Genomic DNA, 15,460 nt, shown 5'->3' on the forward strand with positions numbered 1-15,460 from the left:
TATGGGGAGGATTTTTTTTAGGAGTGGGAGCTTGCCGTATGTCGTACATATTTTAAGTATTTTTATGATTTTTGTAGGAGGAATCAGTTTATATCGCTCTCTTAAATATAAAGGGTATGGAGCGTATTTTAAAGTGAAAAAATTGAAAATTCCATTATGGATTATTACGTTAGGGGTTTCACTATTTGTTATGAGCATGGGTATTTATGCGCTAATATTAGAGGGAACATGGTAGTAATATAAAGATGGAATATACGATTGTATAAGCTTTAATCTAAGTGAATTATAATAAAGTGAAACTTCCATCAGTTGGGGGACTTCATCCCCCAACTATCTTCTTTGCTTCCCCATGAATCTTGAGGTGAGAGTCTTACTGCCCGTTAATACAGGATAAATTTGTTTACTTATATAGTCATATTTTCTCTATTAATAGGATTGAAAAGGAGTAGAATATTCTACTCCTTATATTTTTACAGTTGTTCATGTATTGGTGTATAACATACATTCGAGCGAGGATTGCGAACACTTTGTTACATTTCATAGCAGTGATTTTAAGATTCATAACGAATTAGTAGAGAGGATAGAACAAGGAGGGGTTATATGGAGTTAGCAGTTGAACAAGTATTTACAAAGGAAATTTTACAAGAAGGGGCAAAACGGTTTGGTGTAACTGTTATGGAAGAACCACTAGGAGATTTTGAAAATTATATCTTTCGTGCAGAGGGAAAGGGAAGTACACCGTATGTTTTGCGTTTGACACACTCATCTCATCGTACATATAAGCAAATTGAAGCGGAATTAGACTTTCTAGCATACCTTGGGAAAAACGGTGCAAAAGTAGCGGCACCGCATTGGTCACAGAACAATATATTTGTAGAAAGCTTACAAGCGACAGATGGAACATTTTTTTATGTTTCTCTTTTTGATTATGCAAAAGGAGAGAGGGCGAAAGATAACGATCCCGATATTTGGAATGATACGCTCTTTTATGCATGGGGGAAAGCAATTGGTCAGTTACATAGACTTACAATGCATTATCCAAAAACAGAGAATCGTGTTACGTGGATGGATGATGAAATTACAATTATTGATATGTTAAAGGAAAATCATGAACTGCAGCAAATCGCCTATGAAATTATAGAAGAAATTAAGAATTTACCTTCTACAAATTGTACATTTGGATTAATTCACGGAGATATTCATCATGGAAATTTCCACTATGAAAATGAAGAGCTAACAATTTTTGATTTTGATGATGCAACGTATAATTATTTTGTACATGACCTTGCAATAGTTTTATATTACTCTGTCTTACAAAAAGATTGGCCGGAAGAGAAGAAAACGATTTTTGCACGTCATCAGTTGCAAGTATTACGAGAAGGATATGAGACAGAGCATCAGCTTGATGATTCCGCATATAGTGCCTTACCGCTTTTCATGCGTCTTCGAGATGTTGCTTTATATGGAACAATTATGAAAAAGTTTAACGGTAAGAAAATGCCAGAGCATTTTCAAACATTAACAAGAGCTATTCATCAGAGAGTTCTTGCAAGAAAAGCAATTATTGAATGTTAAGAAAAAGAAGAAACTGACCTAAAACACCCTCTAGTGGAGTCATGGTCAGTTTCTTCTTTTTTAGGCTAGTTTGAGTATGTAGATTATATTAGATGATTGATGCTCTGTTTTTTACTAATAAGTACTTTTTGTGTTTTTATACAAAAATGTGTTTATTTTCTCAAAATAATATTGAATTGCATAAGGTGTATATTTTATAATTTTTATATATTCTGAAAATTCTAAACTAAAAGGAGGAGGATTTGTGGAAACCTTTGTTAATTGGTTAAATGGTATTGTATGGAGTCCTGCACTTGTTTATTTATGCTTAGGAGTAGGTTTATATTTTTCAGTTCGAACGAGATTTCTACAAGTTAGACATGTGGGTGAGATGATAAGACTTACATTTCAAGGAGAGAAATCCGAAGCTGGTGTTTCTTCGTTTCAGGCGCTAGCACTTTCTTTATCAGGCCGTGTTGGGACAGGAAATATTGCTGGAGTGGCCACAGCAATCGCTTTTGGAGGACCAGGAGCAGTCTTTTGGATGTGGCTTGTAGCCTTTTTGGGAGCTGGTTCTGCTTATGTAGAATCAACACTTGCACAAATTTACAAGACGAAGTACAAAGGGCAATTCCGAGGTGGTCCAGCATATTACATAGAAAAAGGATTAGGAATTAAATGGTATGCGATTGTTTTCGTCATGGCGACAATTCTTGCAACAGGGATGTTGCTTCCTGGTGTACAAGCGAACAGTATTGCGGTAAGTTTGGAAACAGCGTTTGGTATTAATACATCCGTATCAGGGGCAATATTAGTTGTTGTACTAGGTCTTATCATTTTTGGTGGTGTAAAACGTATTGTTAACGTAGCGCAAGTTGTTGTGCCGTTTATGGCAGCTGGTTATATTCTTGTTGCTTGTTTAATTGTTTTCATGAATATTGATAAGTTGCCAGATGCTTTCATGCTTATTCTGAAAAGTGCATTTGCGTTAGAATCTGCATTTGGAGGGATTATCGGTTTAGCAATTTCATGGGGCGTAAAACGCGGGATTTATTCAAATGAGGCTGGACAAGGAACAGGAGCGCATGCAGCTGCTGCAGCGGAAGTATCTCATCCGGCAAAACAAGGACTTGTACAAGCATTTTCTGTTTACATTGACACATTATTTGTGTGCTCTGCAACAGCATTCATGATGATTATTACAGGGATGTATAATGTGTTTGATGCAAGTGGAAAAGGGTTTCTTGTTAATAACTTGAACGGTGCGGAACCGGGACCTGGTTATACGCAATCTGCTGTTGAATCTGTATTCCCTGGTTTTGGAAATGCTTTTGTTGCTATTTCTCTTTTTTTCTTTGCTTTCACAACCATTATGGCATACTACTACATTGCAGAAACGAATATTGCCTATTTAAATCGCGAAAAAGATCGTCCTTGGATGACACTTGTGTTGAAGTTTATATTCTTAGCAACTGTATTCTATGGCTGTGTGAAAACAGCGGCAACAGCGTGGGCGCTTGGGGATATCGGTGTTGGTATTATGGCCTGGGTAAATATTATCGCAATTCTATTCTTGCAAAAACCGGCGCTTGTAGCATTGAAAGACTATGAGAAGCAGAAGAAGGAAGGGAAAGATCCTGTATTTGATCCTCAAGAACTTGGTATTAAAAATGCTGATTTTTGGGAGCATGAATATGGAAAAGATAAACAAGAAGAGGTTTCGTAAAAAGATAAAAGTGAAAGAAGCAAAGAGAGCAATCTCTTTGCTTCTTTTTTATATCTAAAAGATTACTAGTTATTTTTTTATGTGTCTTCGAATATAAAAAACTGTATAGGCTTTTTTGAGTTGTAAAGGAGGGGAGTAGATTGATTGTTTTTCGCGATGTTAACAAATATTACGACAGCTTTCAGGTTTTAAAAAATATTAATTTGCAAATTGAAAAAGGGGAAGTCGTCGTGGTCGTTGGTCCATCGGGATCAGGAAAAAGCACGTTGCTGCGCTGCATGAATCAACTAGAGATGATTACGAATGGTGAATTGTTTGTGAATGGTGTAAACGTGCATGAGATAAAGAAAGATATAAATCAACTAAGACGAAGCATCGGCATGGTATTTCAACATTTTTATTTATATCCCCATAAAACGGTGCTTCAAAATATTACACTTGCCCCGATAAAAGTACTCAAAAAGCCGAAAGAAGAAGCAGAAAAAATTGCTATGTTTTACTTAGAAAAAGTGGGGATTACTGATAAAGTAAATGCCTATCCGCACCAACTATCAGGCGGACAGCAACAGCGCGTTGCCATTGCAAGGGGGCTAGCAATGAGGCCGGAGATCATGCTGTTTGATGAACCAACTTCTGCACTTGATCCCGAAATGATTGGCGAGGTACTCGACGTTATGAAAACATTAGCAAAAGAAGGAATGACGATGGTTGTTGTTACACATGAGATGGGGTTTGCTCGTGAGGTAGCTGATCGTATTTTATTTATGGACAAGGGTCAAATTGTGGAAGAAGCAGCACCTGTTGATTTCTTTGCAAATCCAAAGCAAGAACGAGCACGATTATTTTTAAGTCGTGTGCTTAATCATTAAGGGGGGAATTCGATGATTAAAATGAAAAAGTGGTTTACACTTATCGCTTTTGTGTGTTTATTTACATTGATTGTAGGTGGGTGCGGAAATAAGAAAGAGGAAACGAAAGAAACTGTAAAAAATGAGAAAGAAACTGTTATTGATCAAATTAAAGAACGCGGAAAATTAGTTGTCGGTGTGAAGTATGATACGAATCTATTTGGATTAAAGAATCCGTCAACGGGCAAGGTAGAAGGATTTGATATTGATGTTGCGAAAGCACTTGCTAAAAAAATTCTAGGTGATGAGAATAAGTTAGAATTAAAAGAAGTTACTTCTAAAACGCGCATCCCGATGTTGAAAAACGGCGATATTGACGCAATTATTGCGACAATGACAATTACCGAGGAACGCAAAAAAGAAGTTGATTTCTCAGATGTGTATTTTAAAGCAGGACAATCTTTACTTGTGAAAAAGGGAAGTAAAATTAAGGATATAGCTGACGTGAAAAAAGGTGTAAAAGTGTTAGCTGTAAAGGGCTCTACTTCCACGAACAATATTCGTGCAAAAGCACCGGAAGCGACTGTACTTGAATTTGAAAACTATAGTGAAGCGTTTACGGCATTAAAGGCAGGACAAGGCGATGTTTTAACAACAGATAATGCCATTTTATATGGTATGGAAAAGCAAGATGCAAACTATGAAGTTGTTGGAAAAATCTTCACTGACGAACCGTATGGCATTGCGGTGAGAAAAGGAGAAACGGAGCTTACGAAAGTAATTAATGAGCTATTAAAAGAGATGAAAGCAAATGGAGAGTACGATAAGTTGTATGAAAAGTGGATTGGGAAGAAGCCTGAGTAAAACTACAAAATATATGATAACAAGAGGATGAGAAATAATCATCCTCTTGTTATGAAGAAAGAGGGGAGAGCTTGTGCCCGATTTTTCTATTCTCTCAAATAATCTAGATTTGTATTTAGAGGGATTCCGATATACATTGATGTCTAGTATTGTTGCATTAATTGGTAGTTTTATTCTTGGTATCATAATCGCAGTGATGCGAATTGCGCCAATTCGGGTTCTAAATTGGGTGGGTACAGCATATGTAGAGTTTATTCGGAATATCCCTTTAGTTCTAATTGCATTTGCTTTTTATTTTGCTTTTCCGGTAATTGGCGTTACAGTAAGTGGCTTTGTTGCTGGTACAACTGCACTTACTATATATACAGCGGCTTTCATTACAGAGGCAATTCGTGCAGGAATTTTATCAGTTCCGAAAGGGCAGATGGAAGCAGCCCGTTCTTCTGGTTTAACGTACGGGCAAGCGATGTATCATATCATTTTACCGCAAGCGATAAAAATTGTGATTCCGCCGCTAGGTAATCAATTCCTAAATTTAGTGAAAAACTCTTCTATACTAGGCATTATCGCTGGGGCGGATTTAATGTACCAAGGTGATTTAATCTCTACAAGAACATTTGTCACATTTGATGTATATATATTTGTTGGTATGTTTTATTTACTTTTAACTGTTCCGCTTAGCATGGGTGTTCGATATTTGGAGAAACACTTGGCGAAAGGAGCTGTGTAAATGGATTTTCGGGGTGCCTATATAGGAGATCATGTTATTTTTTTACTAAAAGGACTACTTGTTACGTTAGAAATCGCTCTTATAGCAATCTTCCTTAGTTTTATAATTGGTAGTGTAATTGGTACGTTACGATATGCGAAAATACCGGTTGTCTCAGCAATACTTGCTTGTATTGTTGAAATCATTCGTAATTTACCGCTGTTATTAATTATTTTCTTTACATATTTTGCGCTCCCAGAAGCTGGCTTGAAATTAGAGATTACAACAGCGGCCATTGTGGCTTTGACGATATTTGAAGCAGCGATGATATCAGAGATTGTTCGCAGTGGTTTATTATCAATTGAGAAAGGACAAATTGAAGCAGCGCGCGCTTCTGGACTATCGTATGTACAAACGCTTCAGCATATTATTTTACCGCAAGCACTGCGACGTATGGTGCCGCCGATTGTCAGTCAATTTATATCCCTTTTAAAAGATACATCGTTGGCGGTCGTAATTTCATTGCCAGAATTAATGCATAATGCTCAAATTATTAATGGTCAAAATGTAAACTATATGATTCCAATTTTTATTCTCGTCGCATGTATGTATTTCATTGTAAATTATAGCTTGTCTCTTTTTTCAAGACGTTTAGAGAGCAGATAACTCTTGCATATTATTTTATGCAAGAGTTATTTTTTTAGAAAAGTTTTAATTTTATATAGAAATTGTAAACGCTTTATTGTATATTTTATATTATCAGAAATTTTAAAATACAGAGGGCGTTTAGGGGAGGAAGAAGATGAATCAAACAACGAATGAGCAATTACAGCGTACAATGAAAAGTAGACATTTATTTATGATTGCACTCGGAGGAGTAATCGGGACAGGTTTCTTTCTCGGATCAGGATATACAATTAATCAAGCAGGACCAGGAGGAGCAATTCTTTCTTACCTAGTCGGTGGGCTTATTATGTATTTAACGATGCTTTGCCTTGGTGAACTAACAGTTGCAATGCCTGTTTCTGGATCATTCCAAAAGTATGCAACGAAATTTATCGGACCTGGAACAGGATTTATGATTGGCTGGTTGTATTGGCTTGGCTGGGCTGTGACGGTTGGTTTAGAGTTAACGTCAATTGGTTTAATGATGAAAAGATGGTTTCCAGATGTTAATACTTGGGTATGGTGCCTTGTGTTCGGTAGTCTTTTATTCATAACAAATGCAGTATCAGCAAAAAGTTATGCAGAATTAGAATTTTGGTTTTCAAGTATTAAAGTAGTTACCATTATTGCATTTATTCTTCTTGGGGGAAGTGCAATACTTGGATTTTTACCATACGATGGAAAAGAAGCAGCGCCGCTTTTTTCTAATTTTGTACATGATGGTGGGTTATTTCCAAATGGACTTGGAGCTGTGTTACTGACAATGATTACTGTAAACTTCTCTTTCCAAGGAACAGAGTTAATTGGGATTGCAGCAGGTGAAAGTAAGGAACCGGAAAAAACAATCCCGCGTGCAATTCGTAATACAGTATGGCGTATTATGTTATTCTTTATTTTAACAATGACGATTTTAGTAGGATTGATTCCTTGGAAAGAAGCAGGAGTTATTGAAAGCCCGTTTGTTGTTGTATTTGATAAAATCGGTATTCCATATGCAGCGGATATTATGAACTTTGTTATTATTACTGCTCTATTATCTGTAGCAAACTCTGGGTTATATGCAGCAACACGTATTTTATGGTCGCTATCAAATGAAGGTATGGCACCAACTTCTTTTAAGAAGTTAAATAAAAGAGGTGTTCCTATTACTGCATTAGTTGTGACGATAGCTGTTGCGGCACTATCCTTATTAACAAGTGTATTCGCAGAGAGTACAGTATACATGTATTTACTATCTGTTGCAGGTTTATCAGCGGTAGCGAGTTGGATTATTATCGCATTTTCACAAATTCGATTTAGACAACAATATTTGAAGAATGGTGGCAAGCTGGAAGAATTAAAATATAAGACACCATTATATCCGATTGTTCCAATTGCAGCGCTTATTTTAAATAGCATTGTTGTTATTAGTTTAGCTTTTATCCCAGAACAGCGCATGGCATTATATTGCGGCATCCCATTTATCATTTTTTGCTACGTGTATTATTATCTAAATAAGAAACGAAAGCAAACGGTGCAAGTAGAAATGGGGAATACATATGAAACTAACAGTCAAGCGCAATGAAATAACAACTGATCTTCCATATGGTGAATTGCAAATTGGAAAAGAAAATGGGTATACACCATTAGAACTTCTTATTGCTTCGATTGCAGGATGCAGTTCGATTGTGTTTCGAACGATTTTAGAAAAAAAGCGTATTACGTATAATGAGTTTACAATTGAAGCTGAAATTGTAAGAAGTGAAGTTTTGTCAAAACCAGTGGAGAGTATTCATTTGCACTATAAAATAAAGGCGGAGGGAATCACGCAAGAGCAGTTAGAAAAGGCGTTAGAGCTTGCTGTGAAGAATTGTACGATCGTTCAATCCGTGAAGGATAGTATCCAAGTTATTGAAACAATTGAATTGATTTTATAAAAAAGTGAAAACTACCATTGCTATGTTTGTGTAAATAGTAATGGTAGTTTTTTTGTGAGGAAATTATCCTTTATAGTTGTATAAATTTATATTGATTTTCCGCCTTTAAAGTCTTCATAAAGTTATGAACATTTTCAAGAAACGAAATGATTGACATTATTAATTGCGCAGTTTAATATTTAAAGATGTTAAATATTTTAGGGGTTAAATAAGAGGTGGAACATATGCAAAATGATATAACTCATATTGATAAAATTCAGGCTCTTACATTTTCTATTGGAAAGAAAATGCAAACGGAGTTATTAGAGCAATTGCAATCATCTGGACTAACACCACCGCAATTTTATATTTTAAAAATCTTAAATCATTACGGTACAGCAAGAGCGACAGAATTAGCGAAAAAAATGTATGTGAAACCAAGTGCAATCACAGTGATGATCGATCGTTTAATCGATCACGAATTGGTTTTACGCTATCATGATAAAAATGATCGCCGCGTTGTCGTAATTGAGTTAACGGCGAAGGGGAAAGATGTATTAGAAGAGGCAATGACTGCTCGGAATCAACATATTGCAAAATACTTTTCACAATTAGAAGTACAAGAGAGAGAAGACTTACTTCGGTTGTTTGAAAAACTAGAAGCAATTATTTGCCAAACATCAGAGAAAAAAGAGAAAAAATAAAGAGAGTCGAGGAGATTATATGGAACAACAAGCAAATCAAAATAGAACATTGTTGTTAATTGGTTTAGTTATCGCAATGTTATTTGCTGCATTAGACGGAACAATCGTCGGTACAGCAATGCCGCGTATTGTCGGTGAACTTGGCGGATTAAGTTTAATGACATGGTTAACAACAGCATATATGTTAACATCAACAACGGTTGTACCGATCGCTGGTAAATTAGCAGATTTATTAGGTCGCCGCAATGTATATATGACAGGATTAATCATCTTCATGGTTGGTTCTGCACTTTGTGGTATGGCAAATGGTATGACAGAATTAATTATTTTCCGTGGTATTCAAGGGCTAGGCGGCGGTATTATGATGCCGATGGCTATGATTATCATTGGGGATATGTTTACAGGGAAAGAACGTGCGAAATGGCAAGGGATTTTTGGAGCGCTTTATGGTCTTGCTTCTGTCATTGGTCCACAAATTGGTGGTTGGATTGTTGATTCAATGAGCTGGAGATGGGTGTTCTATATTAACTTACCAGTTGGGATTTTAGCGACAATCTTTATTGCACTGGGCTTAAAAGGTAAGAAACAAACTGGTCCAATTCAAATTGACGTCGCGGGTATTTTTACTATGATTCTCGGTGTTGTAAGCTTATTATTAGCATTAACATTTGGCGGAAAAGACTACCCTTGGGGTTCTTGGCAAGTTATTGGGTTATTTGCGCTTGCAGTTATTGGTCTTGTAAGCTTTGTTATTGTTGAGACAAAAGCGAAAGAACCGATTTTACCTATCCATTTCTTTAAAAATCGTACATTTACACTATTAAATGCAATTGGTTTCTTTATGAGTGTTGGAATGTTTGGAGCCATTACGTTTGTACCATTCTTTATGCAAGGAATTGTAGGTGTAAGTGCTGCTGAATCGGGAACAATTATGACACCAATGATGATCACGATGATCGTTACGAGTATTATTGGTGGTCAGCTTGTATTAAAGGTGGGGGTAAAACCACAAATTATCACTGGAATGCTCATTATGGCCGGTGGATTCGGGCTTTTAACTACAATGGATATGCATACAAGTAAGCTCGTCGCATCGTCATATATGATGGTTATTGGTTTAGGAATGGGTCTTGTAATGCCAACCTTAACATTAGCATTACAAGAAAGCTTCCCGAAAAAAGATCTTGGAGTTGTGACTTCATCAAGTCAATTCTTCCGTCAAATCGGTGGTACATTTGGGATTACTATTCTAGGTTCTATTATGAATAACACATCTGGTACAGTATTAACAGATAAGTTAGTGCCTGTGCTAAATACGTTCCCACCACAAGCAGGGGAAATAGCGGCGAAGTTTAAGGACATGATTCACACAAATCCACAAGGGCTATATTCAATGTTATTTAGTCCAGAATCATTGAAACAAATGCCAGAAGCAATCGCAAATAGCATTGTACCTGTATTGAAGACATCATTATTAGATTCTCTTCAACATGTATTTATGACTGGATTAGTGTTTATTGTAGTCGGTGCCGTATTTACACTTTTCTTGAAGAAAATTAAGCTTTCTGGTCGTAAAAAGGGAACAGAAGAACAAAATAGTGAAACAGAAGAACAAAAGAATGAAACAGAAGAGAAAGATGCAAGTGTATCTTATTCATAATAAGGAAGAGCATCGCCTATAATGGCGATGCTCTTTGTATTTTTACATAGATTTAATCGCGTTTTTTTACTTATAAACAATTGACGGATTTTACTGAATAAGTTATATTATTTGTGTAAACGGTTACATATGATAGAGAGGGAAAAGAATGAGTACGATAAAAGACGTCGCCAAATTAGCAGAGGTATCCGTTGCTACTGTTTCTAGAGTATTAAATAAGAATGGCTATGTGCATGAAGATACGCTCAAAAAAGTAAAGCGGGCAATTGAGTTATTAGATTATAAGCCAAGTACGGTGGCACGTTCTCTATATAATAAGAGTTCTCGTCTAATCGGATTAGTTGTCCCAAACATCGTAAATCCATTCTTTCCAGAGGTAGCCCGGGCAGTAGAAGACGTAGCTCATAAACAAGGATATACGGTTGTGCTATGTAATTCTGATGAAAGTTTAGAAAAAGAAAAACAATACATTGATGTGCTTATACAAAATAATGTCGATGGCTTTATTGTCGCAACAAATCCGCAAAATAGTAGTAATTACATGAATTTACAAGTACCGGTTATAGCGATTGATCGTATGCTTCATGAACGTATTCCAACAGTATATGCCGATAACTATGCTGGAAGTAAACAAGCGACAGAGCTTTTATTAGCAAAAGGATGTCAAGCGATTGCGCATATTCGTGGACCGCGAAATCTCAGTACTGCAAATGAGCGTTTTCAAGGATTTATCGATGCTGTCACGAAACAAAATGTTTCTTACGTTATTGCAGAAAGTGAATTTCATCCTATGAAAAGTGAACATGTTGCTTCTGAACTGCTCGAGAAGCATCCGCATATTGATGGTATTGTAGCAGGAAATGATTTGATTGCTCTAGGTACAGTAAAGGCAGCATTGCAAAAGGGAATATCTATTCCAAATGAATTACAAATTATCGGATTTGATGGAATTTCTTTAGCTGAAATGATGTATCCAGCTATCACAACCGTCGCACAGCCTATTTATGAGATGGGTAAAATTGCAACGCAGTTATTAATTGAGAAAATAGAAGGGCGTCAATTAAAGGAAGAGCATCATCGTTTAGCAATTACAATTATAGAGCGAAATACAACGAAGTAAGGAGAGAAAAAGATTGGCGAATATTGCGGTAATCGGCAGTATTTCCGTGGACTTAGTTGCCATTTCAAAAAAACGCCCCAAAGCTGGGGAAACAGTAATTGGGGAAGCATTTCATACTGTTCCAGGTGGAAAGGGTGCAAACCAAGCTGTAGCTGCAGCACGTTTAGGCGCAAATGTTGCGATGGTTGGAGCGATTGGAAATGATAATTACGGAAATTTTGTTCGAAAAAATTTAGAGAATGAATGTATTTTTATTGATTGTGTGGAAACGATTACAAATGAAACAACAGGAATTGCCCATATTGTATTGGCTGAAGAAGATAATAGTATCATTGTTGTACAAGGTGCAAATCGTCTTGTAAGTGAGCAACTTGTAAATCATGCAAAAGATCTTCTTACGAAAGCGGATATGGTTGTTTTGCAGTTAGAAATCCCACTCGAAACAGTAAAGTATGTACTAAAAATTTGTGAAGAACATCAAATTCCAGTAATTTTAAATCCAGCTCCAGCACAAATACTGCCAGAGGAATTGTTACAAAAAGCAACGTATATTACACCAAATGAGCATGAATGCCGAATTATTCTAAATGATTTCACGTCACCAATTGAATCATTACTTGAAAAATATCCTAATAAATTGTTGATGACAGAAGGCGGAAACGGTGTTCGATTTCATAATGGAACAGAGATTGTTCATGTACCAAGTATTTCTGTTGAAGTTGTCGATACGACAGGAGCTGGAGATACATTTAGCGGTGCATTAGCAGTTGCAATTGCAGAAGGAGAAGAATTGCAAAAAGCGATTCATTTTGCAAACATTGCAGCAGGGCTTTCTGTAACAAAATTAGGAGCTCAAGGTGGAATGCCATCACGAAATAAAGTACGAGAAGTGCAGATGATTGTTGGATGGTGAAGTATGAATTAACGTTATTATTGCAATATTAAATTTAGTGTATATTGAACTGTCAAATGCATTTAAAATTATGACTTTTAGCATAATTTTAACTTAGAGGTATTGACTTATCAGTAGGTTCTATTTTAGCATTATTATGTACACTTATTGTTGGTATGAATTCGTTTTTTGTAATAGGAGTGGGATTGCTTGCTGTTCTTATAATGGGAATTATAAACGGTGTCATCATTGAGAAAGGGGAAGTAGCAACTTTTATCAACAATGATGTTTTTTTAGGAGCTTTACACTTGTTTATATGGACAGACGTCTGATCACTGGTCTTAGTTATTGCTTTGATATTTCTGTATGAGATATAACGAGGATAACTGCTGTTGTTATACTGTACTTGATTTTAAAGAAAATCAACGTATTGGTAGACATGAAGAAGCAGAGGTGATAGCAGTGGCGTTAAATGAATAGTAGTTGATGTACAAAATGATGCAGAAAACGTCATTCAAAAAAGCGTATATGTAACCGGTATCATCTTAACAGATTCCAAAACAGTTGCGTCAGTAGTAAGTGTGAAAAAAGAAAAAGCGAAGAAAAAAAGTAAAAAAATTATTTTGGTTGAATTAGACCTTATTAAGCAAAAATAAACATATACTTGAATTCAGAAAGGAAGAAAAAACATGAAATTTTTTATTGATACTGCAAACATTGAAGAAATTAAAGAAGCAAATGCCCTTGGCGTATTAGCAGGTGTAACAACAAATCCATCTCTTGTTGCAAAAGAAGGCGTAGATTTTCATGAACGCATTCGTGAAATTTGCAGTGTTGTAGAAGGCCCTGTAAGTGCAGAAGTTATTAGCTTAGAAGCAGATAAAATGATTGAAGAAGGAAAAGAATTAGCAAAAATTGCACCTAACGTTGTTGTAAAAGTACCGATGACAACAGAAGGTTTAAAAGCAGTAAAAGCATTTGCTGATTTAGGCATTCGTACAAATGTAACATTAGTGTTCTCAGCTGTACAAGCATTACTTGCTGCACGTGCTGGCGCAACATATGTATCTCCATTCTTAGGTCGCCTAGACGATATCGGTCACAATGGTATGGATCTAATTCGTCAAATTGCTGATATTTTCGTAATTCATGACATTAAAACAGAAATTATTGCAGCATCTGTTCGTCACTCTGTTCACGTAACAGACGCGGCATTAAATGGTGCGCACATTGCAACAATTCCAGCAAATGTTATTGCTTCATTAGTGAAGCATCCATTAACAGATCAAGGAATTGAAAAGTTTTTAGCGGATTGGGAAAAAACACAAGGAAAATAATTTCTTATGAAACGGTTCAACTTCTAAGTTGAACCGTTTTTTATCCCGCATTAACGGATAGTAAGACCTCCACCTCAAGATTGAGAGAGAAACGAAGAAGAATTGTAGTGTAATATTTCTCCAAATCGATTGCAATTTTAACGGATTTTGTAGGAGAAATGAATATTTCCTAGGGAATTGTCGAAATATGAATGGTATTTGCGCAGCTTTTCTGCAAATGGGTTGTATCGATATGCTTTTTAAAATAAAAAACAATGATGGAGTCTACCCCATCATTGTTTTTTTAAATCTTCCTCTTACATAAATCATCGAAGCAAATGTAAGCAAGAAAGCTGTTCCAATTACAAAACTTACGCTCGGTGATGCTCCGATTGCTCCAACCATAAATGATCCGCCAACGACACCGAGTGAAAAGAACGCATAGAATAATCCGAATGCTTTTCCGCGATTATCTTCTGTTGTATTTTCAACAAGTAAAGCATTAATAGAAGGAAAGAGAATTGCAAATCCAATTCCATAAATTATCATGACAATAAAGAGCATGCCTTTTGTTGCAAATATACCAAGTAACGATAATGCAAATGCCATAACTGCAATACCAATGACCATCATTTTTTGACGGTTAAAGTAATCGTATATACGGTTTGTTGGTAGTAAGAAGAAGAGAATTGCGGTGATTCCAAAGACACTAAGCATCATTCCCGTTAAGGAAGCTTTAAGTCCTAAAGCTTCTATTTTCATAGGTAACATATATGTGACAATTCCTTGTGAGAACATTAACGTAAAGGCACCGATGTATGATTGTAATAACGGTTCAGATTTTAATAAACCAACCATATCTTCTTTGTTCATTATTTGTGTCCGTAATGTATTTGTTCTTGTTATATGATTTGGCAACAAGAAGAGCGAGACGATTGTACCAAGTACCATTAAGATAGAAATTGTAATGAAGACCCAGTGTATACCCACGGTTGCTTTCATAATCCCACTGAAAGCAGGACCCACGATAGCTGCTGTTCCAACAGCTGCACCAGATAAAGCCATTGCTTTCCCTTGCTTTGTTGCTTCTGTTTGTTTTGATAAGAAAGTAAAGGCAGCTGGTATTAAGAAGCCGTCACTAAATCCGTGTAGAAAACGAACGATAATAAGTTGTTCACCGTTTTGGACAACGGTATACAATAAAACTATGAGACTCGTAATTGCCATGCTAATAGAAAGAACTTTTTTGGCTCCATATTTATCAACAGACGCACCTGCAATAATATTACCGATCATATTTGCAAATGAGTACATTCCAACGACAAGGCCGATAATAAGAGGGGTTCCTTCAAGACTTTGTGCGTATGTACTCATAATTGGTAATTGTGAAAATGTATCTAGGAATGCAATGATAACAATAAAATAAATAAAGTATTTCAACCTTTTCACCTCTCTTTTGCTATTATGGCATAATGCTATTTTTCTCTGCAATGAAATTGATTTGTC

Annotated in this window: 15 protein-coding genes; 14 read left to right on the forward strand and 1 reads right to left on the reverse strand. The window is 36.1% G+C overall.

Going from position 1 to position 15,460, the window contains the following annotated elements; translation table 11 throughout:
- Positions 1–31 precede the first annotated feature (31 nt).
- From LRP84_RS11325 to fsa, 14 genes are all read left to right on the forward strand, one after another.
- Positions 32–235, forward strand: coding sequence for a hypothetical protein (locus tag LRP84_RS11325; RefSeq protein WP_230575172.1), 204 nt, complete (start codon positions 32–34; stop codon positions 233–235).
- A 365-nt stretch (positions 236–600) separates the two neighbouring features.
- Entirely contained in the window at positions 601–1,575 is a 975-nt protein-coding gene (locus LRP84_RS11330) for a phosphotransferase enzyme family protein (protein ID WP_230575173.1), read from the forward strand.
- A 244-nt stretch (positions 1,576–1,819) separates the two neighbouring features.
- The gene (locus LRP84_RS11335; RefSeq protein ID WP_230575174.1) at positions 1,820–3,280 is read left to right on the forward strand and encodes an alanine/glycine:cation symporter family protein; all 1,461 of its coding nucleotides are present in this window, start codon (positions 1,820–1,822) and stop codon (positions 3,278–3,280) included.
- Between the two features lie 140 nt (positions 3,281–3,420).
- Positions 3,421–4,149, forward strand: a complete 729-nt coding sequence (locus tag LRP84_RS11340; protein ID WP_230575175.1) for an amino acid ABC transporter ATP-binding protein — start codon at positions 3,421–3,423, stop codon at positions 4,147–4,149.
- Positions 4,150–4,161: 12 nt separating this feature from the next.
- Positions 4,162–4,992, forward strand: a complete 831-nt coding sequence (locus LRP84_RS11345) for a glutamate ABC transporter substrate-binding protein (protein WP_230575176.1) — start codon at positions 4,162–4,164, stop codon at positions 4,990–4,992.
- 73 nt (positions 4,993–5,065) lie between these two features.
- Positions 5,066–5,722, forward strand: coding sequence for an amino acid ABC transporter permease (locus tag LRP84_RS11350; RefSeq protein WP_230575177.1), 657 nt, complete (start codon positions 5,066–5,068; stop codon positions 5,720–5,722).
- Entirely contained in the window at positions 5,723–6,367 is a 645-nt protein-coding gene (locus LRP84_RS11355; RefSeq protein ID WP_230575178.1) for an amino acid ABC transporter permease, read from the forward strand.
- A 136-nt stretch (positions 6,368–6,503) separates the two neighbouring features.
- On the forward strand, positions 6,504–7,931 hold the full coding sequence (locus tag LRP84_RS11360; RefSeq protein WP_230575179.1) for an amino acid permease: 1,428 nt from the start codon (positions 6,504–6,506) through the stop codon (positions 7,929–7,931).
- On the forward strand, positions 7,906–8,283 hold the full coding sequence (locus LRP84_RS11365) for an OsmC family protein (RefSeq protein WP_230575180.1): 378 nt from the start codon (positions 7,906–7,908) through the stop codon (positions 8,281–8,283). The genes LRP84_RS11360 and LRP84_RS11365 overlap by 26 nt, the downstream gene beginning before the upstream one ends.
- Before the next feature lie 224 nt (positions 8,284–8,507).
- A complete protein-coding gene (locus LRP84_RS11370) occupies positions 8,508–8,966 on the forward strand; it encodes a MarR family winged helix-turn-helix transcriptional regulator (protein ID WP_230575181.1) in 459 nt (152 codons plus the stop codon).
- A gap of 19 nt (positions 8,967–8,985) precedes the next feature.
- A complete protein-coding gene (locus LRP84_RS11375; RefSeq protein WP_230575182.1) occupies positions 8,986–10,626 on the forward strand; it encodes an MDR family MFS transporter in 1,641 nt (546 codons plus the stop codon).
- A gap of 148 nt (positions 10,627–10,774) precedes the next feature.
- Positions 10,775–11,746: a LacI family DNA-binding transcriptional regulator gene (locus LRP84_RS11380; RefSeq protein WP_230575183.1), complete on the forward strand. Its 972-nt coding sequence runs from the start codon at positions 10,775–10,777 to the stop codon at positions 11,744–11,746.
- A gap of 13 nt (positions 11,747–11,759) precedes the next feature.
- A complete protein-coding gene (rbsK, locus tag LRP84_RS11385; protein ID WP_230575184.1) occupies positions 11,760–12,659 on the forward strand; it encodes a ribokinase in 900 nt (299 codons plus the stop codon).
- Between the two features lie 668 nt (positions 12,660–13,327).
- Entirely contained in the window at positions 13,328–13,975 is a 648-nt protein-coding gene (gene fsa / locus LRP84_RS11395; protein WP_230575185.1) for a fructose-6-phosphate aldolase, read from the forward strand.
- Between the two features lie 264 nt (positions 13,976–14,239).
- On the opposite strand, the gene LRP84_RS11400 is transcribed toward fsa, so the two are convergent.
- Complete coding sequence (locus tag LRP84_RS11400) at positions 14,240–15,394, reverse strand: MFS transporter (protein ID WP_230575186.1); 1,155 nt, start codon at positions 15,392–15,394, stop codon at positions 14,240–14,242.
- Positions 15,395–15,460: the final 66 nt, after the last annotated feature.

The organism is Bacillus rhizoplanae, from assembly GCF_917563915.1.
Classification (GTDB): Bacteria; Bacillota; Bacilli; order Bacillales; family Bacillaceae_G; genus Bacillus_A; species Bacillus_A rhizoplanae.